At 55.6% G+C, this 20,892-nt stretch carries 18 protein-coding genes; 12 read left to right on the top strand and 6 right to left on the bottom strand.

What is annotated here, in order from left to right; all coding sequences use genetic code 11:
* Positions 1–19 precede the first annotated feature (19 nt).
* A complete protein-coding gene (locus AC3Y5R_RS14860) occupies positions 20–2,086 on the top strand; it encodes an AsmA family protein (RefSeq protein ID WP_489921989.1) in 2,067 nt (688 codons plus the stop codon).
* Between the two features lie 108 nt (positions 2,087–2,194).
* Here the strand turns inward: AC3Y5R_RS14860 and AC3Y5R_RS14855 are convergent, their stop codons facing one another.
* Positions 2,195–3,523: an MFS transporter gene (locus AC3Y5R_RS14855; protein WP_489921988.1), complete on the bottom strand. Its 1,329-nt coding sequence runs from the start codon at positions 3,521–3,523 to the stop codon at positions 2,195–2,197.
* A 60-nt stretch (positions 3,524–3,583) separates the two neighbouring features.
* Here AC3Y5R_RS14855 and AC3Y5R_RS14850 point away from each other — a divergent pair, with 60 nt between their 5' ends.
* The 4 genes from AC3Y5R_RS14850 to AC3Y5R_RS14835 all read left to right on the top strand — a co-directional run bounded on the left by AC3Y5R_RS14850 (position 3,584) and on the right by AC3Y5R_RS14835 (position 9,261).
* A complete protein-coding gene (locus AC3Y5R_RS14850) occupies positions 3,584–3,760 on the top strand; it encodes a hypothetical protein (protein ID WP_489921987.1) in 177 nt (58 codons plus the stop codon).
* A gap of 237 nt (positions 3,761–3,997) precedes the next feature.
* Positions 3,998–5,101 (top strand): efflux RND transporter periplasmic adaptor subunit, encoded by a 1,104-nt coding sequence (locus AC3Y5R_RS14845; RefSeq protein WP_489921986.1) that lies wholly within the window; start codon positions 3,998–4,000, stop codon positions 5,099–5,101.
* Positions 5,102–5,113: 12 nt separating this feature from the next.
* Positions 5,114–8,221 (top strand): efflux RND transporter permease subunit, encoded by a 3,108-nt coding sequence (locus AC3Y5R_RS14840; RefSeq protein WP_489921985.1) that lies wholly within the window; start codon positions 5,114–5,116, stop codon positions 8,219–8,221.
* Positions 8,221–9,261 carry an AI-2E family transporter gene (locus AC3Y5R_RS14835; protein ID WP_489921984.1) on the top strand — a complete coding sequence of 347 codons (1,041 nt, stop codon included), beginning with the start codon at positions 8,221–8,223 and terminating at the stop codon, positions 9,259–9,261. The genes AC3Y5R_RS14840 and AC3Y5R_RS14835 overlap by 1 nt, the downstream gene beginning before the upstream one ends.
* On the opposite strand, the gene AC3Y5R_RS14830 is transcribed toward AC3Y5R_RS14835, so the two are convergent.
* Complete coding sequence (locus AC3Y5R_RS14830; RefSeq protein WP_489921983.1) at positions 9,258–10,703, bottom strand: alpha/beta hydrolase; 1,446 nt, start codon at positions 10,701–10,703, stop codon at positions 9,258–9,260. The two genes, AC3Y5R_RS14835 and AC3Y5R_RS14830, sit on opposite strands and share 4 nt — an antisense overlap.
* 636 nt (positions 10,704–11,339) lie before the next feature.
* On the opposite strand from AC3Y5R_RS14830, the gene mgtA reads away from it, so the two are divergent.
* Entirely contained in the window at positions 11,340–14,024 is a 2,685-nt protein-coding gene (gene mgtA, locus AC3Y5R_RS14825) for a magnesium-translocating P-type ATPase (RefSeq protein WP_489921982.1), read from the top strand.
* A 199-nt stretch (positions 14,025–14,223) separates the two neighbouring features.
* Here mgtA and AC3Y5R_RS14820 read toward each other — a convergent pair whose 3' ends face one another.
* Positions 14,224–14,466 (bottom strand): DUF1158 family protein, encoded by a 243-nt coding sequence (locus tag AC3Y5R_RS14820; RefSeq protein WP_158780664.1) that lies wholly within the window; start codon positions 14,464–14,466, stop codon positions 14,224–14,226.
* Between the two features lie 60 nt (positions 14,467–14,526).
* Entirely contained in the window at positions 14,527–15,417 is an 891-nt protein-coding gene (locus tag AC3Y5R_RS14815; RefSeq protein WP_489921981.1) for a LysR substrate-binding domain-containing protein, read from the bottom strand.
* Between the two features lie 97 nt (positions 15,418–15,514).
* Here AC3Y5R_RS14815 and AC3Y5R_RS14810 point away from each other — a divergent pair, with 97 nt between their 5' ends.
* The 3 genes from AC3Y5R_RS14810 to azuC all read left to right on the top strand — a co-directional run bounded on the left by AC3Y5R_RS14810 (position 15,515) and on the right by azuC (position 17,287).
* Entirely contained in the window at positions 15,515–16,111 is a 597-nt protein-coding gene (locus tag AC3Y5R_RS14810; RefSeq protein WP_489921980.1) for a short chain dehydrogenase, read from the top strand.
* A 355-nt stretch (positions 16,112–16,466) separates the two neighbouring features.
* A complete protein-coding gene (gene mntP / locus AC3Y5R_RS14805; RefSeq protein ID WP_158780660.1) occupies positions 16,467–17,036 on the top strand; it encodes a manganese efflux pump MntP in 570 nt (189 codons plus the stop codon).
* 173 nt (positions 17,037–17,209) lie between these two features.
* Entirely contained in the window at positions 17,210–17,287 is a 78-nt protein-coding gene (gene azuC / locus AC3Y5R_RS14800) for a stress response protein AzuC (RefSeq protein WP_489922023.1), read from the top strand.
* Positions 17,288–17,377: 90 nt separating this feature from the next.
* Here the strand turns inward: azuC and AC3Y5R_RS14795 are convergent, their stop codons facing one another.
* Positions 17,378–18,268 (bottom strand): LysR family transcriptional regulator, encoded by an 891-nt coding sequence (locus AC3Y5R_RS14795; protein WP_489921979.1) that lies wholly within the window; start codon positions 18,266–18,268, stop codon positions 17,378–17,380.
* Between the two features lie 113 nt (positions 18,269–18,381).
* Here AC3Y5R_RS14795 and AC3Y5R_RS14790 point away from each other — a divergent pair, with 113 nt between their 5' ends.
* The 3 genes from AC3Y5R_RS14790 to AC3Y5R_RS14780 all read left to right on the top strand — a co-directional run bounded on the left by AC3Y5R_RS14790 (position 18,382) and on the right by AC3Y5R_RS14780 (position 20,496).
* Complete coding sequence (locus AC3Y5R_RS14790; RefSeq protein ID WP_489921978.1) at positions 18,382–19,119, top strand: SDR family oxidoreductase; 738 nt, start codon at positions 18,382–18,384, stop codon at positions 19,117–19,119.
* A gap of 118 nt (positions 19,120–19,237) precedes the next feature.
* The gene (gene cbpA, locus AC3Y5R_RS14785) at positions 19,238–20,194 is read left to right on the top strand and encodes a curved DNA-binding protein (protein WP_489921977.1); all 957 of its coding nucleotides are present in this window, start codon (positions 19,238–19,240) and stop codon (positions 20,192–20,194) included.
* The gene (locus AC3Y5R_RS14780) at positions 20,191–20,496 is read left to right on the top strand and encodes a chaperone modulator CbpM (protein WP_489921976.1); all 306 of its coding nucleotides are present in this window, start codon (positions 20,191–20,193) and stop codon (positions 20,494–20,496) included. The genes cbpA and AC3Y5R_RS14780 overlap by 4 nt, the downstream gene beginning before the upstream one ends.
* Positions 20,497–20,536: 40 nt before the next feature.
* On the opposite strand, the gene AC3Y5R_RS14775 is transcribed toward AC3Y5R_RS14780, so the two are convergent.
* Positions 20,537–20,881 carry a hypothetical protein gene (locus tag AC3Y5R_RS14775; protein ID WP_489921975.1) on the bottom strand — a complete coding sequence of 115 codons (345 nt, stop codon included), beginning with the start codon at positions 20,879–20,881 and terminating at the stop codon, positions 20,537–20,539.
* Positions 20,882–20,892: the final 11 nt, after the last annotated feature.

Genomic DNA, 20,892 nt, shown 5'->3' with positions numbered 1-20,892 from the left:
GCGAGCATGGAGACCAAGAATGTCGCGCACGGGAAAAACAATCAGCTGGATTGTCGGGATTTTTTTGTTGCTTGTGGTTGTGGTAGTCATTGTTATCGCAACTTTTGACTGGAATCGCCTGAAACCCACCATCAACCAGAAAGTCTCGACGGAGATTAACCGTCCCTTTGCTATCCGGGGCGATTTAGGCGTGGGCTGGGAACGCAATCGTGATGAGCCCGGCTGGCGAAGCTGGGTGCCCTGGCCGCATATTCATGCCGAAGACATTATGCTTGGCAACCCGCCTGAAATCCCTGATGTGACCATGGTGCACCTGCAGCGTGTGGATGCCACCATTTCCCCGCTGGCACTGCTTGGCAAACAGGTATTTATCCCGTGGATCAAGCTGCAACAGCCTGACGCCAGGCTAATCCAGACCGCAGACCACAAGAACAACTGGACCTTTAATCTGGCCGGTAGCGATAATCCCGATCCTAATCAACCGCCTTCAGCCTGGTCTTTCCGCCTCGATGATATCCTGTTCGATCAGGGCAAAATTGCTTATCGCGATGCGATTAATAAGGCTGATGTTCAGGTCACGGTCGATCCGCTGGGCAAGCCGGTACCTTATGTTCAGGTGGCTGGCAGCAAAGAGGACGTGGCCCAAAAAGGCGCGTCTGATTTCGTCTTCGGCTGGAAAGCCAGCGGCACTTACAACAATGAGAAGCTCGACGGCGACGGTAAAATCGGCGGGATGCTTTCGCTTCGCAGTAAAACCAACCCGTTCCCGGTGCAGGTTGATTTGCGCAATGGCACTACGCGCGTGCAGGTTGAAGGCAGCCTGGAGGATCCGCTGAATATGGGGGGGCTGGATATTCGCCTGCGCTTCTCGGGCGATACGCTGGCTAACCTGTATGGCCTGACCGGCATTCTGCTGCCGGATACACCGCCTTATGAAACCGATGGTCATTTGATCGCCCGCTTCCAGGACAAGAATGGCCCGGTGTTCCGCTACGAAAACTTCAACGGCCATATTGGTGACAGCGATATTCACGGTTCGATGACCTATACCCAGGGCAAGCCACGACCGAAGCTGGAAGGTTCGCTGGAATCCCGTCAGCTGCGTATAGCCGATCTGGGGCCGCTGATTGGCGTGAACTCCGGGAAGGGGAGCGAAAAAACCGAGAAGGCGAAGGCGGCTAGGGGCGATGCCTCCAGCCAGCCAGCCGATCGCGTGCTGCCGCATGATAAATTCGATACCAAAAGCTGGGACGTGATGGATGCCGATGTGAAGTTCAGCGGCAAGCGCATTGAGCACAGCAACTCACTGCCGCTCAGCGATCTCTACACGCACCTGGTCCTGAAAAATGGCGACCTGCTGCTGGATCCGCTGCGCTTTGGCGTCGCTGGCGGTAACCTCAACTCGACCATTCATATGGAAGGTGACCGCACGCCAATGCGGGCCAGGGCTGATATTCATGTGCGCAGCCTGAAACTGAAGCAGTTGTTCCCGAGCGTTTCGGCGATGCAGAGCAGCATGGGACAAATGAACGGTGATGCCACGCTGAGCGGAACGGGGAACTCCGTGGCCGATATTCTGGCGACCAGCAACGGCGATCTTAAACTGTTGATGAATGACGGGGTGATCAGCCGCAGCCTGATGGAAATCGTCGGGCTGAACGTGGGCAACTACCTGGTCGGCAAGCTGTTTGGCGATGGCGAGGTGCGCATCAACTGTGCGGCAGCGGATCTGAACGTCACCAACGGTCTGGCCTCAACCAAACTGTTTGTTTTCGATACGGAAAACGCGGTCATCAACATCAGCGGGACCACCAATTTTGCCAACGAACGAATGGACCTGTCGATCAATCCGGAGAGCAAGGGGATCCGTATTATCACCCTACGTTCCCCGCTGTACGTCCGTGGCACGTTCAAAAATCCGGATGCGGGTGTGAAGGCCGGTCCACTGATCGCTCGTGGCGCAGCTGCGGTGGCGCTGGGTGTGGTAGCGGCACCTGCGGCAGCCTTACTGGCACTCATCTCACCAAGCGATAATGAGCAGAATCAGTGCAGTAACGTGCTGCAGCAGATGAAGAGCAAGAAGTAATATGGGCCGGGCTGCTTCAATTTTTTTGTCTACGGGCAAAGGCGAATTCGGGAATGCGGCTCGAAAAAAAACCGGCCTTCAGGCCGGTTTTTTACTGCGCTAACAACCTTAGTCGTACAGCGATTCGTCACGGGTTTCTTTGCTGGCAATCAACGCAAACAGCGTCAGGCAGGCCATGGCTGCCAGATAGATCCCAACGTAAAACAGGCCGTAAGTGTGGGCCAGCCAGGTAGCAATATACGGTGCCACTGAAGCGCCCAGAATCGACGACAGGTTATATGAGAACGAGGCGCCGGTGTAACGTACTTCCGTCGGGAACAGCTCCGGCAGCAGTGCGCCCATCGGGCCAAAGGTCAGCCCCATCACGCTCAGGCCCAGCAGCAGGAACAGCATCACCAGCAGCTGGTTGCCTGAACCCAGCATGGTGGGGAACAGCAGCGAGAAGGCGATGATCATCAGCGTAATCACAATCATGGTTTTGCGGCGGCCGAAGCGGTCAGCCAGCAGGCCCGCAATCGGCACCATCACGCCAAAACCTATCACCGCCAGCATCAGCATCCACAGCATGGTATTGCGTGGGAAGCCCAGACCGTTTGGTGCCGCAGTGGTGCCGTAGGTCATGGAGTACACGGTCATGATGTAGAACAGCGTATAGGTCGCCAGCATGATGAACGTGCCGAGGATCGTCGCTTTCAGATGCCTGGAGAGCAGGGTACCAATTGGCACTTTGACCTGCTTCTTCTCTTTTTTCACTTTAGCGAAAACCGGCGATTCGTTCAGCGAAACGCGGACGTACAGGCCAATCAGCACCAGTACGGCAGAGAGGATAAACGGCACACGCCAGCCCCACTGCATAAACTGATCGTCGGTCAGCAGCCAGGAGAGCAGCAGGAAAGTCCCGTTGGCGAAGAAGAAGCCGATCGGCGCACCCAGCTGCGGGAATGAACCATACAGCGCGCGCTTTTTCGCCGGGGCGTTCTCGGTGGCCAGCAGTGCAGCACCGCCCCATTCGCCGCCCAGACCCAGACCCTGCCCAAAACGCGCCAGCGCCAGTAGCAGCGGCGCAAAGACGCCGATGGTATCAAAGCTCGGTAGCAGGCCAATCACCACGGTGGAGATCCCCATGGTCAGCAGCGAGGCGACCAGCGTCACTTTACGACCGGCACGGTCACCGAAATGGCCAAACAGCGCGGAGCCGATTGGACGGGCGACGAAGGCGATAGCAAAGGTCGCCAGCGACTGTAGCGTGGCCACGGTGGCATCACCCTGTGGGAAGAAGATATGCGGGAATACGATCACTGCCGCAGTGGCGTAAATATAGAAATCGAAAAATTCGATAGCGGTGCCGACCAGCGAAGCGACCACCACTTTTCCGCGTGAATTTACGGGCGTGGCGTCGTTTTCTGCGTCGAGAGTTGGTGCGATGGAGGCTTGCATATATCTTTCTTATTTTTAAAACGTGAAAGAGAATCTTACGCACCCCTAAACGCGCATTCAATGGCGAAAAGCCTGTCGCAGCAGGCCTCCGGCGCGGAAAAGAGGATCCTGCGAGAGATAGCTGGATTGCCGGGTGATGGCAGGGTGAATCAGCGTTTTTATGGCAAGATTCACTACGAATCAGCCTATAAAAAGTATCAGGTCAGCTATAAATGCTGGCTGTTGCTTAATGCTTAATCAGCAAACCGGATTTTCGACTGATTTGATGACCTTAAAAGTGAATTTTTTAATCTCACGCACCTTGTTACAAGCCATTTCAGAGGAAATGACCCCGCCAGCTAAATCAATCCTAAATCAGCCGCGATTAGCGTCGACGATCCCCGCTTTTTCTGATCGAAAACAGGTTGCTGTTTTTTTCAGCAAATAGACTTCTGGTCTATCATTTTTCCAGAAAACTCCAGAAGGTACTCCACGATGCTGTTAAAACACCAAACGTTGAACGGGCTGTTGCTGTCCGGGCTGCTGACTCTCACCGTGCCTTTACACGCTGCCACTCTTCCTGCTGTTGCCGTCACTACCCTGACCAGTGAAAACGTGGCACAACCAACCCGTTATCTGGGCCGGATAGAGGCAATGCGTGCGGTGGACGTCGTTTCCCGTACCGAAGGTGTAGTGGCAAAACGCGGATTCCTGGATGGTGAGACAGTAAAAGCCGGTCAGATGTTATTTGAGATCGAACCGGCGGAACATCATGCCGCGCTGGCCCGCACCGAGGCACAGGTCAGTAACGCCAGCGCGCAGGCAAGAAATGCTCAACAGCACCTCAGTCGTTTACAGCGTCTCGGTGCAGGCACTGCGGTCAGCAAGTCCGAGCTGGACAGTGCCGCCGCCAGCCGGGATATGGCCAGTGCCGCTTTAAAAGAAGCTCAGGCCCTGTTACAGACCCAGCGGCTTAACCTCGGTTACACCCGTATCACCGCCCCGATCGGTGGCCGTGCCGGACACAGTGAGGTGCATGAAGGCACGCTGATCAATCCGGCCCGTGGCGCACTGGTGACGCTGAAACAGATTGACCCGGTTCGCGTGGTGATTGCCGTTAGCGAAAGGGATTATATTGCCGCCAGCCAGCACGGGCTGGTGGGTAACACGAAACGGGCGAATCAGGCACTGACGCCAACGCTGCAGCTGGCCAACGGCGAGGCCTATCCTTTCACCGGCGAGTTTGCCTCAGTGGATAACCGTATCGACAGCCAGACCGGTACGCTGGCCGTCAGTCTGCATTTTGCTAATCCGCAGCAGCTGCTGTTGCCTGGCGGTGTGGTCAACGTTCAGTTGTTGCCGAAAGAAAAAGCGCATCTCCTTCTGCCTGTTGCCGCACTTCAGCAGGACGCTCAGGGCTATTTCGCACTGAAGGTGGGCCAGGATCAGCGCGTGGAGAGCGTGCGCATTACCGTGGGCGATCAGGTTGATCAGCATTACGTGGTGACTTCCGGCCTGCAGGCTGGCGACCGGGTGATTGTTGCTGGCGTGCAGCGCGTCAGGCCAGGGATGCAGGTTAATCCCACTGAAGCTCAATAAGGAGCCTGAGATATGTTGAGTTTCTTCGTCAGGCGTCCCCGCTTCGCGATGGTTATTGCTCTGATCATCACGCTGGTCGGCGGCATGGCGCTTAAAATTCTGCCGGTTGAACAGTTTCCTGAAATCACCCCACCAGTGGTCAGCGTGACCGCGCTGTATCCTGGTGCCAGTGCCCGGGATGTGGCCGAGGCTGTGGGTGCGCCGATAGAAGCGCAGATCAATGGTGTCAGCAATATGCTGTATATGGAGTCGACCAGCAGCAACAGCGGCAGCTATCAACTGACCATCACCTTTGCTAACGGCACAAACCCGGATATGGCCGCGGTGGAGGTGCAGAATCGCCTTTCCCAGGTCACGGCTCAGCTTCCTGCTGAGGTGAATAATAACGGTATTTCGGTACGAAAACGCGCCAGCAATATCCTGCTGGGGATCAGCGTGCTGTCCCCAAAACAGACCCATGGTGCTTTGTTCCTCAGTAATTACACCTCCATCCGCCTGCGTGACGCATTGGCCCGTATTGATGGCGTGGGTGATGTGCAGGTCTTTGGTGCCCGCGATTACAGCATGCGTATCTGGCTGGATCCACAGCGGATGGAAGCCTTGCACATCACCACTGACGAAGTGATCCAGGCGCTGCAGCAGCAGAACGTGCAGGCTGCAGCCGGGCAGATTGGTGCCGCACCGACTCCCGCTGCTCAGCAGAACACGCTGACCATCAGCGGGCAGGGAAGACTGATGACGCCGGAGCAGTTCTCCCAGGTGGTGATCCGCAGCAATCCACAGGGCGGAATGGTGCGCATCAGCGACATCGCGAAGACCGAGCTGGGCGCACAAAACTATCAGGTGAATGCCGCGCTGAATAACACTGATGGGGCGTTTCTGATGGTTTATCCTGCGCCGCAGGCTAATGCTCTCAGCGTGGCGAAAGCCGTGCGTGAGGAGATGGCCAGCCAGGCGCGGAACTTCCCGCAGGATATGGAATACCAGATTAAGTTCGATGCCACGCAGCCAATCTCCGCCACGCTGCAGGAGATCGTGGTGTCGCTGGCCCTGACGCTGATCGTGGTGCTGGCCGTAGTGTGGCTGTTCCTGCAAAGCCTGCGCGCCACTTTTATCGTGGCGCTGACTATTCCCGTCTCCCTGCTCGGCACCTTTGCTGTGCTGCTGTTGGCGGGCTATTCGGCCAATACCCTCAGCCTGTTCGCCATTATCCTCGCACTGACTATCGTGGTGGATGATGCGATTGTGGTGGTGGAAAACGTTGAGCGGCTGCTGGTGGAAGAGCCCGACCTGACGCCAGCCGGAGCAACCCGCAAGGCACTGACGCAGATTGCCGGGCCGGTGATTGCCACCACGCTGGTGCTGCTGGCGGTCTTCGTGCCGATTGCCGTGCTGCCCGGCATTGTCGGAGAACTGTATCGTCAGTTTGCCGTCACGCTGTCGGCGGCGATGGTGCTGTCCAGCGTGAATGCGCTGACGCTGACTCCCGCGCTCTGCGCCTGCCTGCTGAAAAGACGTGCTGCGCCGATGAAGGGGCCTCTGGCGTTGTTTAACCGTGTTATTGACCGCACCCGCGATGGCTATGTAGGCCTGTCGCGCAGGGTCAGCCGTTATGCGCTGACCACCGTTGTGGTGATGCTGGTGGCGGGAACGGTGACCTGGCTGGGCTATCAGCAACTGCCGGGCGGCTTCCTGCCTGAAGAGGATCAGGGCTACGTGTTTATCAACGTGCAGCTGCCTGATGGTGCGGCTTTGCAACGAACGCAGCAGGTCATGGAGGAGATGAATAACCTGGTGGCGAAGAACCCGGCGGTAGAGGACGTGATAAAAATTACCGGCTTCAGCCTGCTGGGCGGCGGTAATGCTGCCAACAGTGGGTTTGCCATCGTGCTGCTGAAAGACTGGCAGGCGCGCCCGCCAGTAGATCGGATCCTGACGCAGATCCAGCAGCAGCTGGCGACGATACCTTCCGCCACAATGATGGCCTTTGTGCCACCAGCGATCAGCGGGTTGGGCAATGCCGCAGGTTTTGACCTGCGGATTCAGGCGATGGAAGGCCAGTCCCCACAGGAGCTGGCGCGTATCGGGCAGAGCGTGATCATGGCTGCCAATCAGGATCCGCAGCTCAGTCGGGTTTTCACCACCTTTAGTGCAACCGTTCCGGAGATGAATCTGACGGTGGATCGCGATCGGGCTGCCTTGATGGGCGTGCCAGTCAGCCGCATCTTCACCGTGTTACAAACGGCGCTGGGCGGCAGGAACGTCGGGGATTTCACTCTCAACAACCGCCAGTTCCGTGTTCAGTTGCAGAATGAGATGAGCTTCCGTCAGCGCAGCGATCAGCTGATGCAGCTGACGGTGCGCAGCGACAGCGGTGCGGCGATAAGCCTGAGCCAGCTGGTGACGCTGACGCCGTCGGTAGGGGCACCTTACATCATGCAGTACAACCAGTTTCCGGCGCTGGCCGTCAGCGGCTCCGGAGCCGATGGAGTCAGCTCTGCTCAGGCGATGAAGGCGATGGAAGCGGTGCTGGCAGATCATCTGCCAGCCGGTTACAGCTACAGCTGGAGCGGCATGTCATTGCAGGAGCAGCAAACCGGCAACCAGGCCGTGCTGATCTATCTGGCAGCGATTATCTTCGCCTGGCTGTTCCTGGTGGCGCAGTATGAAAGCTGGAGCGTGCCGCTGGCGGTGCTGTTCTCGGTGATCTTCGCAGCGACAGGTGCGGTGGCAGGCCTGCACTTTATGGGCTTTGCTAACGATGTTTATGCGCAGATAGGTCTGGTGCTACTGACCGGGCTGGCGGCCAAGAATGCCATCCTGATCGTCGAATTCGCCCGCGATCGCCGGGAGCAGGGGGTCAGCATTGCTGAAGCGGCAGAACAGGCCGCTAAACAGCGTTTCAGGGCCGTGATGATGACAGCCATCTCGCTGATCCTCGGTGTGCTACCGCTGGTGCTGGCAAGCGGTGCTGGAGCGGTCAGTCGGCAGATCATCGGTGTGACGGTGTTCAGCGGGATGCTGATGGCAACGCTGGTGGGCGTGGTGTTTATTCCCGCGCTATATATGCACATTCAACGGCTGCGTGAATGGTGTAAACGTCCTCGTGGGGAGGGATGATGTCTTCGCTTGCACGTGAAAGCACCTTTAAAATAGTGGTTATGCTCGGGATGCTGGTGATTATTCTGGCCGGCATCCGGGCCGGGGCTGAAATTGTCGTGCCGTTTATCCTCGCCCTTTTTGTGGCGGTGATCCTCAACCCTCTGGTCAGGCTGCTACAGCGCGCTGGTTTGCCCCGGGTGCTGGCCGTTTCGCTGCTGGTTGGAGTGATTGTGCTGGGCGGTGCGCTGCTGTTGAGTTCTCTGGTCAGTATGCTGAATGATTTTGCCCGCACGCTACCGCAATATCGTAAGGTGATGCTGGAATCGCTACTGGATTTTCAGCAGCATGCAGGCCAGCTGGGCGTGCCGGTTTCCACCGAAGCGCTGATGACCATGGTCGACCCCAACGCGACGATCAATCTGGTCAGCCGGCTGCTTACTCAGCTCTCCGGTGCGGTCTCCGGTATTTTTCTGCTGCTGATGACCGTAGTCTTTATGCTGTTCGAGGTACCGCTACTCACGGGGAAATTACAGCGTCTGTTTCGCCGTCCTTCAGAGGGCATGGCCGCCATCCAGCGGGCGCTCGACTGCGTCAGCCGCTATCTGGTGCTGAAAACGGCCATCAGCCTGCTGACCGGCATCGCTATCTGGTTGATGCTGCTGTCGCTGGATGTCCGCTTTGCGTTGCTGTGGGGGGCGCTGGCTTTTGCACTTAACTACATTCCTAATATTGGCTCAATCATTGCGGCCATTCCCCCGATTGTTCAGGTACTGATTTTCAACGGAACTGCTGATGCGGTGTTGGTGACGGGCGGTTATCTGCTGCTGAATCTGTTGATCGGCAATATTCTGGATCCGCGGTTGATGGGGCGCGGGTTGGGACTTTCGACCCTGGTGGTGTTTCTGTCGCTGATCTTCTGGGGCTGGCTGCTGGGTCCGGTGGGCATGCTGCTCTCCGTACCGCTGACCATCGTAGCTAAAATTGCCCTGGAACAGACGCAGGGTGGGCAACCGCTGGCGCTGCTGCTCAGTGACAGCAGCGGCCAGCCGCAGGATTAATTCAGCGTCTGGTTAACCCGCTGCAGCATCCATGGAAAGAACGGGTTGGAAGTCTGGCGCATCAGCATATCCAGGCTGACTATCAGCACTGAACGCTCACCGCGGGGTGTCAGAGAACCAAAGCTGATGCCGTACTCATTGGGCCGCTCAGGCGTGCGGCCGTACAACGAATCGCTGAAGGGGAACGGCAGCGCCACATGGGACAGGGAGTAGACATCGCCGGGATAGTTGATGCCCAGTGGCTTCTGAGTGGCCGATGTGGCACCGGCTGCGGTTGTCTCCGCCACCGCAGCATTGCTCTGTGGCGAGATATTGGTCACCAGCGTGGTGGTGTAATTTCGCGGTGCGGCTGGCAGCAGATGTTCTGCGGCGTGTCTGGCGCTGCTTCGCATCAGCGGCGACAGCTGCACTGACTGATTCACGTCAAACAGCACCAGTTCGCTGCCGTTATTGGGGAGCAGGTTGTAAAGCGCCCGGATCACCGCTGGCGTACTCACCGTGGCATCCGCCACCGACTGGAAAGTCAGTATCGGCGGGGCTTTATCCAGCAAATTATTCTCTCTTTCACGGTGCAGCTGAGTTTGCAGCGCGCTGGTCAGCAGCCATGACTGTCGGGCAGCCTTCACCGGGAAGGAGTTGTACTTAAACGGATTGAATTCTGGCAGGATGCTGAGCCATGCCGAGCGGGCAAAAGCGGGCAGCAATGAAGGCAGCCCGGCCAGACCGGCATAACGTGCGTAGCTGCTGACGCCGATCATCGGCGAAATCAGGATCAGGCGGCTGGGAACGGTAAGTGAAGGGTCTTCCAGAGCATCCAGCGTATATTTCATCGCCAGCGCGCCGCCGTTGGAAAAGCCGATAATTTGCAGCGGCGCGCCAGCCGGAATGCGCTGCTTCGCTTCACGTACTGCCAGTCGGGTGGCCGCCATCCAGTCACTCCATTCCACTCTGGTTAGCGCCGCAGGCACCGTGCCGTGGCCTGGCAGGCGAATGGCTACCGCCACATACCCTTTCTGCTGATAATCAAAAGCAAAATGGCGCAGGCTGTAAGGTGAGTCCGTCAGCCCATGCAGCAAAACCACTGCGCCCTTCGGCGTTCCCTGTGGCAACAGCTCATAAGAGCGATTCCAGTCGGTAGCGAAATGCTCCGGATAAACCGGGCTATTTTCAGCATAGCGGTTAAGCGTTTCCGGCGTGTCAGCTATTTTATCGCTGACGTTGCGCTTCATATCGGCAAAGATCCTCTGTTCGTTTTGCAGATAATCCGCCCAGTTATCCCGATCCATCTGGCTGTCGCTCAGCTCAACCGGGGCCCATTTATGCCAGGGCTGCAAATCGGGTCCACGCTCCGTCACCGCCACGCGCAGTGTCAGCAGAACGATCAGCAAAAGCAGCAGGGCGATCAGCGATCGCTTTAACAAGATTCTTGTCCTTCTCAGCATAACAGGGTGTCCTCTCAATGATCCGCCTGAAGTATAGAGTGAATCCGCCGCCTGACGTTGATCGCCGTCATCTGCCATCGGGGAGGAGAGCCCACTGGCGGGCAGTTAAATACAAAGCGTTGATAAATGGTTTAGGTAAAAAACAGGAAGTAATTACGTCATGTTACCAACTAATTGATTGTTTTAAAGGGTTAATTTAAAGATGTTTATGGAAAACATGCCGTTTTTTAAGGGTTTACTTCGCCAACGGGCAGGATTATAGTGGCGGCGAAATCATCAATGGAGACCACAATTGGACAGTCACCCCTTAAGTTTTACCCTTTAAGGTAAGCCAACTCCATTGTTTGCTTGCCGAAAAACCGGCGGGCAATGTTTCACCTCAATTTTGTGTCACATCCCCGTTTTGCCCTTAAATTTTGTCCCGTGCTGAAGCCGGGCAAGGATCGCACTATGAAAGAACCTCCGACCAGCGGCGGGCGATGGTACACAAGCAGAATAAGGAGTGACTACCCTCTGTAATCCTCCTGCACGTTCCTGCTTGCTGCCCCCGTCCCGATCCCCAAAAAAACTTAAAAATCCTCATGCGTAGGAGAGATTCCCCGCGCCTGAATAAAAAGAAAATTAAGGATCTGGCAGATGAAAATGTATAACGCCAACTTAAAACTCGCCCGTGATTTAGCGATCGCCAGCGAAATGACACAGAGCCTGGATAACACCCTGGCGCGTCTCAACACCCAACGTAATGGCCTGACCTCAGAAGATGCTGCTGAGCGTCTGCTGGAACACGGTAAAAATCAGGTCGCCAATGAAAAAGCGCCGCACGTGCTGGTGCAGCTGTTTCAGGCCTTCAACAATCCCTTTATCTGGGTGCTGATGGTGTTGGCTGTGGTCAGCTTTTTCACCGACTACTTTATTCCGCTGCGTCACGGAGAAGAGAGTGACCTGACTGGTGTGACCATTATGCTGATTATGGTTTCGCTCAGCGGCCTGCTGCGTTTCTGGCAGGAATACCGTACCAACAAAGCAGCGGAAGCGCTGAAATCGCTGGTGCGCACTACGGCTACGGTGATCCGTCGCAGCAGTGAAACTTCTCAGCCGGTGAAAATGGAAATTTCGCTGCAGGACGTGGTGCCTGGCGACATTATTTTCCTTTCTGCGGGAGACATGGTGCCAGCAGATATCCGTCTGCTCTCCTCACGTGACCTGTTTGTCAGCCAGGCCGCGCTGAGCGGAGAGGCCATCCCGATTGAGAAATACGACACGATGTCAGGCATCAGCGCTCAGGTAATGGGAGAAAAGGCGGTAGAGAATGACCTGTTGTCGATGCCGGGCATTTGCCTGATGGGCACCAACGTTGCCAGCGGTACGGCTACTGCGGTAGTGGTGGCGACCGGCAATCACACCTGGCTTGGGTCGCTGGCGAAATCCGTGGTGGGTACCCGCCCGCAGACTGCTTTCGATCGCGGCGTGAACAGCGTCAGCTGGCTGCTGATCCGCTTTATGCTGGTGATGGTGCCGATTGTTCTGTTCATCAACGGCTTCACCAAAGGTGACTGGAGCGATGCGCTGATGTTTGCGCTGGCGGTGGCGGTCGGGCTGACCCCGGAAATGCTGCCGATGATTGTCAGCTCCAACCTGGCGAAAGGAGCCATCGCCATGTCCCGCCGCAAAGTGGTGGTGAAACGCCTTAATGCCATTCAGAACTTTGGCGCGATGGACGTGCTCTGCACCGACAAGACCGGCACGCTGACCCAGGATCGCATTATTCTGGAGCAGCATCTGGACGCATATGGCCGTAACAATGAGCAGGTTCTGCAGCTGGCGTGGCTGAACAGCCGCCATCAGAGCGGGGTGAAGAACCTGATGGACAAAGCGATCCTCAGCTTCAGCCAGGGCAATATGGCGGTCAGCGGACTGTGGCGCTATCGCAAAATCGACGAGCTGCCGTTTGATTTTGAACGCCGCCGCCTGTCGATTGTGGTCGCTGATGAGCACAATCAGCAGAAATTGATCTGCAAAGGCGCAGTGGATGAAATGCTGTCTGTTTCCACCCACTGGCTGGATGCCGGGGAGCGCCGTCCGCTGAATGATGCTGCCCGTCAGCAGTGGTGCCAGCAGGTCGAAGCGCTGAACCAGCAGGGTTTTCGCGTGCTGCTGGTGGGTGAGCGCAACCTGGAAGGCACTCCGCTGGTGCTGCCGCTGAACAAAGACGACGAGCGTGAACTGACTATCTGCGGCCTGCTGACTTTTCTCGATCCGCCAAAAGAGAGCGCAGGGCAGGCTATCGCCGCGCTGCATGAAAACGGCGTGACGGTGAAAGTGCTGACCGGAGATAACGCCATTATCACCAGCAAAATTTGCCGCGATGTCGGGCTGGAGCCTGGTGAACCGCTGTGTGGCAGTGAAATTGCCCGTCTTGATGACAGTGAGCTTTCCCGGCTGGTGGAAGCACGGACCATTTTCTGCCGTCTGACTCCACAGCAGAAATCCCGCGTGTTACAGGCGCTGCAGCATAACGGCCATACCGTTGGCTTCCTGGGCGATGGGATTAACGATGCTCCGGCGCTGCGCGATGCGGATATCGGGATTTCAGTGGATACCGCAACGGATATCGCCAAAGAGTCTGCCGACATTATCCTGCTGGAAAAAAAACTGATGGTACTGGAGCAGGGGGTAATCAAGGGCCGTGAGACCTTTGGCAACATCATTAAGTATCTGAACATGACCGCCAGCTCAAACTTTGGCAACGTGTTCTCAGTTCTGGTGGCGAGCGCCTTTATTCCGTTCCTGCCTATGCTGGCGATCCACCTGTTAATTCAGAATCTGATGTATGACCTGTCCCAGCTGGCGCTACCTTGGGACAAAATGGACAAAGAGTTTCTGCGTAAACCGCGCAAATGGGATGCGAAGAATATCGGCCGCTTTATGCTGTGGATTGGCCCGACTTCCTCGCTGTTCGATATCACTACCTTCCTGATCATGTGGCACGTGTTTGCTGCTAACAGCGTGGAGCATCAGGCGCTGTTCCAGTCCGGCTGGTTTATTGAGGGATTGCTGTCGCAGACGCTGGTGGTGCATATGCTGCGTACGCAAAAAATTCCGTTTATCCAGAGCCGTGCAGCGCTGCCGGTGATGCTGATGACCGGGCTGGTGATGGCGCTGGGCATTTATATTCCGTTCTCGCCGCTGGGCCATGCCGTCGGGCTGGTACCGCTGCCATGGTCTTATTTCCCATGGCTGGTGGCCACGCTGTTCGGCTACTGCGTGGTGGCTCAGGGTATGAAGCGGATTTATATGCGCCGCTTTGGTCAGTGGTTCTGAGGAGGAAGGGATGAAACATAACAATGCCGTCACGGCGATTGTGCTGTTCTTTGTCGCACTGCTGATCTTTTCCAGCGGACTGCTGATGGTGTTCAGCGCGTAAACATACTGGCTTGCCTGGCGTACAGAATCAGCTTCAGGGCTGACGGGCTGTGGACATCAGGCCACTTCAGGGCGGATCGGCGATCCGCCCTTTTTTTTATACCTTCACAAAACGCAGATAAATAAAGCGGATCACGAAATACTCCACCGCACCCAGCAGCAAAAACCACAGGCAAAACACCAGCGTGTAGAGCTGGCCGATATCGCTGAGGTGGAATATCTCCACCAGTTTGTGCGTCAGGCTCAGGCCAAACCACGGCGCAGGCAACAACAGGGCGGAAAGAAAGCCCAGCATCAGCGTGCTCATCGGCATTAAAAAAGTCAGAAAAGGGTTTTTCATTAGTCTTCCATTCCGGTCAGTGGCGGCCATTTTCCGGTAATCTGCCCGCCGGTTCAATCCTCAGGCATTAAGCGCCGGGGGAACTTCATTCCGCAGCCACTGAATAAAGCTGCTGCGCTTCTCGGAAGGATGCAAATCCTGCCGCCATAAAAGATGAACCGGACGGCTGCTGTGTTGCCAGCTGTTGAGAACCGGAACCAGCTTTCCTGCGGCAATATCGTCGGCAACCAGAATGCGCGGTTGCAGCAATAATCCCACTCCGGCCAGCGCGGCATGGCGAAGGGCCAGCCCATCGTTGCTGCTGAACGTGCCCACTGACGGCCAGAATACCGTATCTGACAGCTGCCAGGCGTTGCGCTTGTTCCATTGCATATTGCTCAGGCAGCGATGTTGCGCCAGATCTTCAGGTTTCTCCGGCGTGCCGTAGCGGGCAAGATAGTCCGGCGAGGCGCAAATGGTCATTTTGTACTCTCCCAGTCGCTGGGCAACCAGCGTTTCATCCCCCGTCAGTTCGCCAATACGCAGTGCAAAATCGAATCCCTGTCCAATCAAATCGACAAAGTTATCGCTCAGTTCCAGCTCGATCCGCACATCCTGATAGTGCTGTTGGTAGCGGGCAATTACTCCGGCAATTACGCTGGCACCCAGGTTAAGCGGCGCGCTGATACGCAACGTGCCGGAAGGATAGCGCTTCATGCTTTCCAGATTGGCCTCCGCCCGGCCTAGATGGGCGAGGAGCTGCTTACACTCATCAAAATAGCTCTTACCGGCCTCCGTCAGATGCTGGCGGCGGGTGTTGCGCTCAATCAGGCGGATATTCAGCTCGCTTTCCAGCTGGCTGACGTATTTACCGACCATCACCGCCGTGATATCGAGCTTTTTAGCGGCCTCGCTGAAATTGCCGCTTTCCACGGCAACAATAAAGGCGCTGATGCTGCGTAATTTGTCCATCGTTACAAACTCTGGGTTTGGAGTGAGCGAAATTATCGGCTATTTATCCCCGGATTGCATTTCTTCATGATGAAATCCGACTAATCAGGAGAACAGCATGAAAATTTTAGTGATCGGTGCTTCGGGCACGATAGGTCAGGGTGTGGTTGAGGAGATGGCCCGCGACAATCAGGTGATCCGCGTGGGGAAAACGCAGGGCGATTTCCAGGTCGACTTAACCTCGGAAGAGAGCGTCCGTGAACTGTTTGCAAAAACGGGCAAGGTGGATGCAATTGTATCAGCCACCGGTGGCGTACATTTTGGCCCGCTGGGTGAGATGACCACTGAGCAGTTTAACAGCGGCCTGCAGGATAAGCTGATGGGACAGGTACGCCTGGTGCTTTTGGGGAAAGCATTTCTCAACTCCGGCGGCTCGTTCACTCTGACCACCGGTATTCTGGCGCAGCAGCCAATCCGCACCGGTGTGAATGCCACTGCGGTGAACGCGGCGCTGGAAGGTTTTGTAATCTCGGCGGCTAACGAACTGCCAGGATTACGCATTAATGCCGTCAGCCCGACGGTGCTGACCGAAGCGCTGGACAGTTATGGGCCGTTCTTTCCGGGGTTTGAAAGTGCTGATGCCAGCCGGGTTGCTCTGGCCTACCGCCGCAGTATTGATGGCGTGGAAACCGGTAAAGTTTATCGCGTATGGTGAGGAATGCAGGGCGGTGACTCTGCCGCCCGGCAACGATCCCGTAAAAAAATTGCCCCTTGTTAACCCCCGTCTTTTTACCCTTTATCTGCCGGATAATCCCCCAATGCCTTCAGGGATGTGCCGGTTAAGGCAGTAATTCTTTTAGCCTTTTTGTCCTTTATTCTTACCGGAAAATAGCATTCGTTAAAAAGTATAGCCAATGCTATACTCAAACCCCTGATTTTATTGTCTTTTTTTTTACGAAAATTCATGGCAGGATGCGTTTCTCAATGAGTCTCTTGCGCTTATTTTTTATGCGAGATCTGTTCTTTTGATGCTTGCGCGGTGACACGGCCGTCAAGCTGGTATAACCACAATGAATCTATATGCAACGCTTATTCTGGCCTTTGGCATGTCGATGGACGCATTTGCGGCGGCAATCGGAAAAGGGGCGAGCCTGCATCGTCCCAGTTTTAAAGAAGCTCTTCGCACCGGGTTAATTTTTGGCGTGATTGAAGCGTTAACCCCTCTGATTGGCTGGGGAGTGGGTATTGCGGCCAGTCGTTATGTGATGGCCTGGGATCACTGGGTCGCTTTCACACTGCTGTTTGTGCTCGGTGCACGCATGATAGTGGAAGGATTCCGCAAGAAAGAAGCAACGGAAGACGCGCCGAAACGCCACGGTTTCTGGCTGCTGGTGACCACCGCTGTGGCAACCAGTCTGGACGCGATGGCCGTGGGCGTGGGTCTGGCCTTCCTGCAGGTGAATATTGTGACCACCGCGCTGGCGATTGGTGCTTCCACCATGATTATGGCGTCTGCCGGTATTCTGCTGGGCCGCTTCCTTGGACCGGTAATGGGTAAATGGGCTGAGATCTTCGGTGGCGTGGTGCTAATCGGCATCGGCACCAGCATTCTGGTGGAACATTTAGGTCTGCTGGCCTGATTGATTTTGTCACTCTGTGGCGGGCGCAGTTCCGCTTATTCCGTTTTTGTTTCCCTTTCGCTCTGCCGCCTTCAAGTCAAATTTGTGATCTGGTTCAAATTTTATTGCCTGAAAATAACCCTTCTTGTATACTTTTTTTGCGTTATACCAAAAAAATTTGAATCAGAGGCAGTATGAAAAAATTCTTTAACTACGTGTTTCGTTGCTATGTTCAAACGTTTAAACATGTACCGCCAGGCGCTATGTATTAACAGTTCCGGCCAGAAACCCTCGATAACCGCGGTCAGGGAAAGACTGATGGTTATCACTTTCCCTGTCGCACTTCTCTTGATCCAGCTCCTCTAACTGACATACTGAAAAATTTCGCTAATCCAGTCGACAAATACCCTGACGCGCTGCGAAAGGTGGCGATTCTGTGGGTAAAGTACCGATACCGGGATCGGCGGTGGTAACAGCTCCGGCAGTACAATTGCCAGCTTCTTCTCTTCCAGTTCCTGCAGAACCCGATAGCGGGGGATTTGCACAATGCCCATCCCTGCCAGGGAAGCGGCAGTGTAGAGGTCTGCACCGTTAACGGCTACCAGCTCAGGTAACTGCACGATTTTCAGTTCATCGCCGACAGCGAATTCCAGTGGCATGGCCCGGCCGGTCGCGCTGGAGATATAGTTCACCGCATAGTGCCCTGCCAGTTCTTCCAGCGACTCAGGCACACCATATTTTTCCAGATAGCCCGGGCTGGCGACGGTGATCTGTTCCAGCTGAGTGACCCGACGTCCCACCATCGAACTGTCCTGCAGGTTTCCGGCGCGCAGCACGCAGTGAATGCCTTCCCTGACCAGATCGACAAAACGGTCATCTTCGCTGATTTGCAGACGAATATCGGGATAGCGGGCCATAAAATCACCCAGCGCGGGCACCACGAAATTCTTTGCCAGCGTGCCCTGCATATTGACCCTCAGCAGACCTTTCGGCACGGTGTTACGGAACTGATTTTCCGCTTCTTCCATATCCGCCAGAAGCCTGACGCAGTTGCGGTAGAACCGTTTGCCATCATCGGTCAGCGTAACTGTGCGTGTGGTGCGCTCCAGCAGCCGGGTGCCAATCCGCGCCTCCATTCTTTTCAGCAGATTAGTGACGGTAGCGCGGGGGATCTGCAGATCTTCGGCCGCCTGGGTAAAGCTGCCGCGCTCGGCAATTCTCACAAAGACCTGCATCTCCTGAAAACGGTCCATCTCAGCCTCATTGTTAAAGTAAACGGAATAAAGTTACTCATTAGCGCTTAATTATCTTTTATGCAATATCAATCATGCTGTTTGCACACTGACATTCAATTGAGGAAGAGATCATGACTTCGACTAATAAAGTAGCAATCGTCACGGGTGCATCACGCGGTATCGGGGCGCAGATCGCTTTACGCCTGGCAGAGGATGGTTACAACGTGGTGGTTAACTACGTCAGCAAAGAGAAAGAAGCGCTTGAAGTGGTGGAGCAACTGAAAGGCGTGGGCGTGGATGCGCTGGCGGTACAGGGTGATGTTTCTGATGCTGCCGCCGTTGCCGCCCTGTTCGATGCAGCAGAGAGCAAGTTTGGCCGTCTGGACCTGCTGGTGAATAACGCCGGGGTGCTGAAAACGCAGCCGCTGGTTGAGCACTCAGATGAGCTGTTCACCCAGACGTTTGGCATCAACGTGCAGGGGACATTTAACACTCTGCGTGAAGCGGGAAAACGCATGAAAGATGGTGGCAGGATCATCAATCTTTCCAGCTCGGCAGTGGCGCTGAACATGCCGGGTTATGCTATCTATAACGGCAGTAAAGCGGCTGTGGAAGCTTTTACCCGTACTTTTGCCAAAGAGCTGCGCGGCCGCAATATCACGGTCAATGCCGTGGCGCCGGGACCGGTAGCTACTGAGCTTTTTCTCAACGGTAAAAGCGACGAGTTGATCCAGTCGCTGGCCAATATGAATCCGCTGCAGCGCCTTGGCCAGCCGGATGATATTGCAGCTGTTATCGCTTTTCTGGCCAGCGAGCAGAGCGGCTGGATTAACGGCCAGGTGATCCGTGCTAATGGCGGGATGGCATGATCTTTTTTTGCTTTTTTCGCCCTACACTGAGTAGTGACCCCCCTTGCTGCGATCCAGACCCAACAGGGATGGAAGATGATGATTCTCCGCAAGTGTTGTGACTATAAGGTGTTAAAATATGGAATTTAAAGACTATTATGCCCTGCTGGAGGTTGATCCCTCTGCAGATCTGAAAGCCATTAAAACTGCCTACCGGCGTCTGGCCCGCAAGTATCATCCGGACGTCAGTAGCGAAAAGGACGCTGAAAGCAAATTTAAAGAGATGGCCGAAGCTTATGAGGTGCTGAAAGACAGCGAAAAGCGTGCCGAATACGATCTGCTCCGCCAGCATCGTGACGATCCCCGTTTCTCTCAGCCTCCTCCGGATTACAGTTACGAAAGTGGCCACCGGCAGGGCAGCCAGAGTTCTCATGGTGACTACTCAGACTTCTTTGAGTCCATTTTTGGCCGTCAGGCTGCTGGTGGCGGGTACCGGCGTGCCAGCCACGGGGCTGTTCCGGTGCGCGGTCAGGATCTGGAAATGGAAGTGCCGCTGTTTCTGGAAGAAACCCTGCAGAGTGAGAGCCGTAGCGTATCCTATTCACTGCCGGTGTTTGACGTGATGGGTCGCCAGACCGATGAAGTCGCCAAAACACTGAAGGTGAAAATTCCTGCAGGTGTGGTGGATGGTGAGCGTATTCGCCTGAGAGGTCAGGGTGTGGCTGGGATCAACGGCGGAGCTAACGGCGACCTGTATCTGATAATCAAAATTGCGCCGCATCCGCTGTTTGAAATTGACGGCCATAATTTGCAGATTGTGGTACCGCTGACTCCGTGGGAAGCCGCGCTGGGTGCTTCTGTTCAGGTTCCCACGCTGAGCGGAAAAATAGCGCTGACGGTGCCCGCCGGAAGTCAGAATGGTCAACGCCTGCGAATCAAGGGTAAGGGACTGGCCGGTAAAAGCAGCACTGGCGATCTGTATGCCATTCTCAGGATAGTCATGCCGCCAAAAGGGGACGACAAAATCGCAGAATTGTGGCGCGAGCTGGCAAAGCAGGCCGCCTTTGATCCCCGCACGCAATGGGAGGAAAAATGATGACGGAACAACGCTACACAGTGATTGAAATCTGTCAGGTGGTGGATATCCCGCCAGAAGAGCTGACTGAAGTGGTTGAGCTGGGGGTGATTGCTCCGCTTCAACCGCAAGCCGACTGGATATTTGATTACCACGCGCTGCATTATCTGAAGCGTGCCTGTCGCCTGCGTATTGAACTGGAACTGGAGTGGTCAGGTACTGCCGTGGCGCTGACCTTGCTGGATAAGGTCGACCGGCTGGAGCAGGAGAAAGCACAGCTTAAGCGCCAGCTTGCGCGGTTGTTACATGGCACTCCGGATTGAAAATTTGCCACAGGCCCCGACAGGGGCCTGAGATGAGGGGTCAATCCTGGCTTTGATATTCGTCCAGCGTAGCGTTCTGGCAGGCTTCCTGGCTCTGGCGGGCTTCTTTCTTTTGGTCTTCGCTCAGGTTCATCCACGCGGCGATCACCGTGCGGGCTTCATCTTCATCAAACTCTGGCTTTTCCTGTGCAGATGGGGACTGTCCACGGGCATCGAGGGCTTTCAACTTCGCTATATAGCTGTCCACCGGGCCGGACGATTTTTCCTGAGTGACGAGGGTACACAGATTGGCAATATACCCCTGGGCCGGATCGTCAGATTCTCCCTCAGCATGGGCCGCTCCGGTTGCCGCAAGGGCGGCGAGCAGTAGCATTACTTTTTTCATACTTGCTCCTT

It is taken from the genome of Erwinia sp. 009765445 (assembly GCF_058137865.1).
Note: the sequence above shows the minus strand (reverse complement) of the source record. Positions and strands in the feature narration are given on the sequence as shown.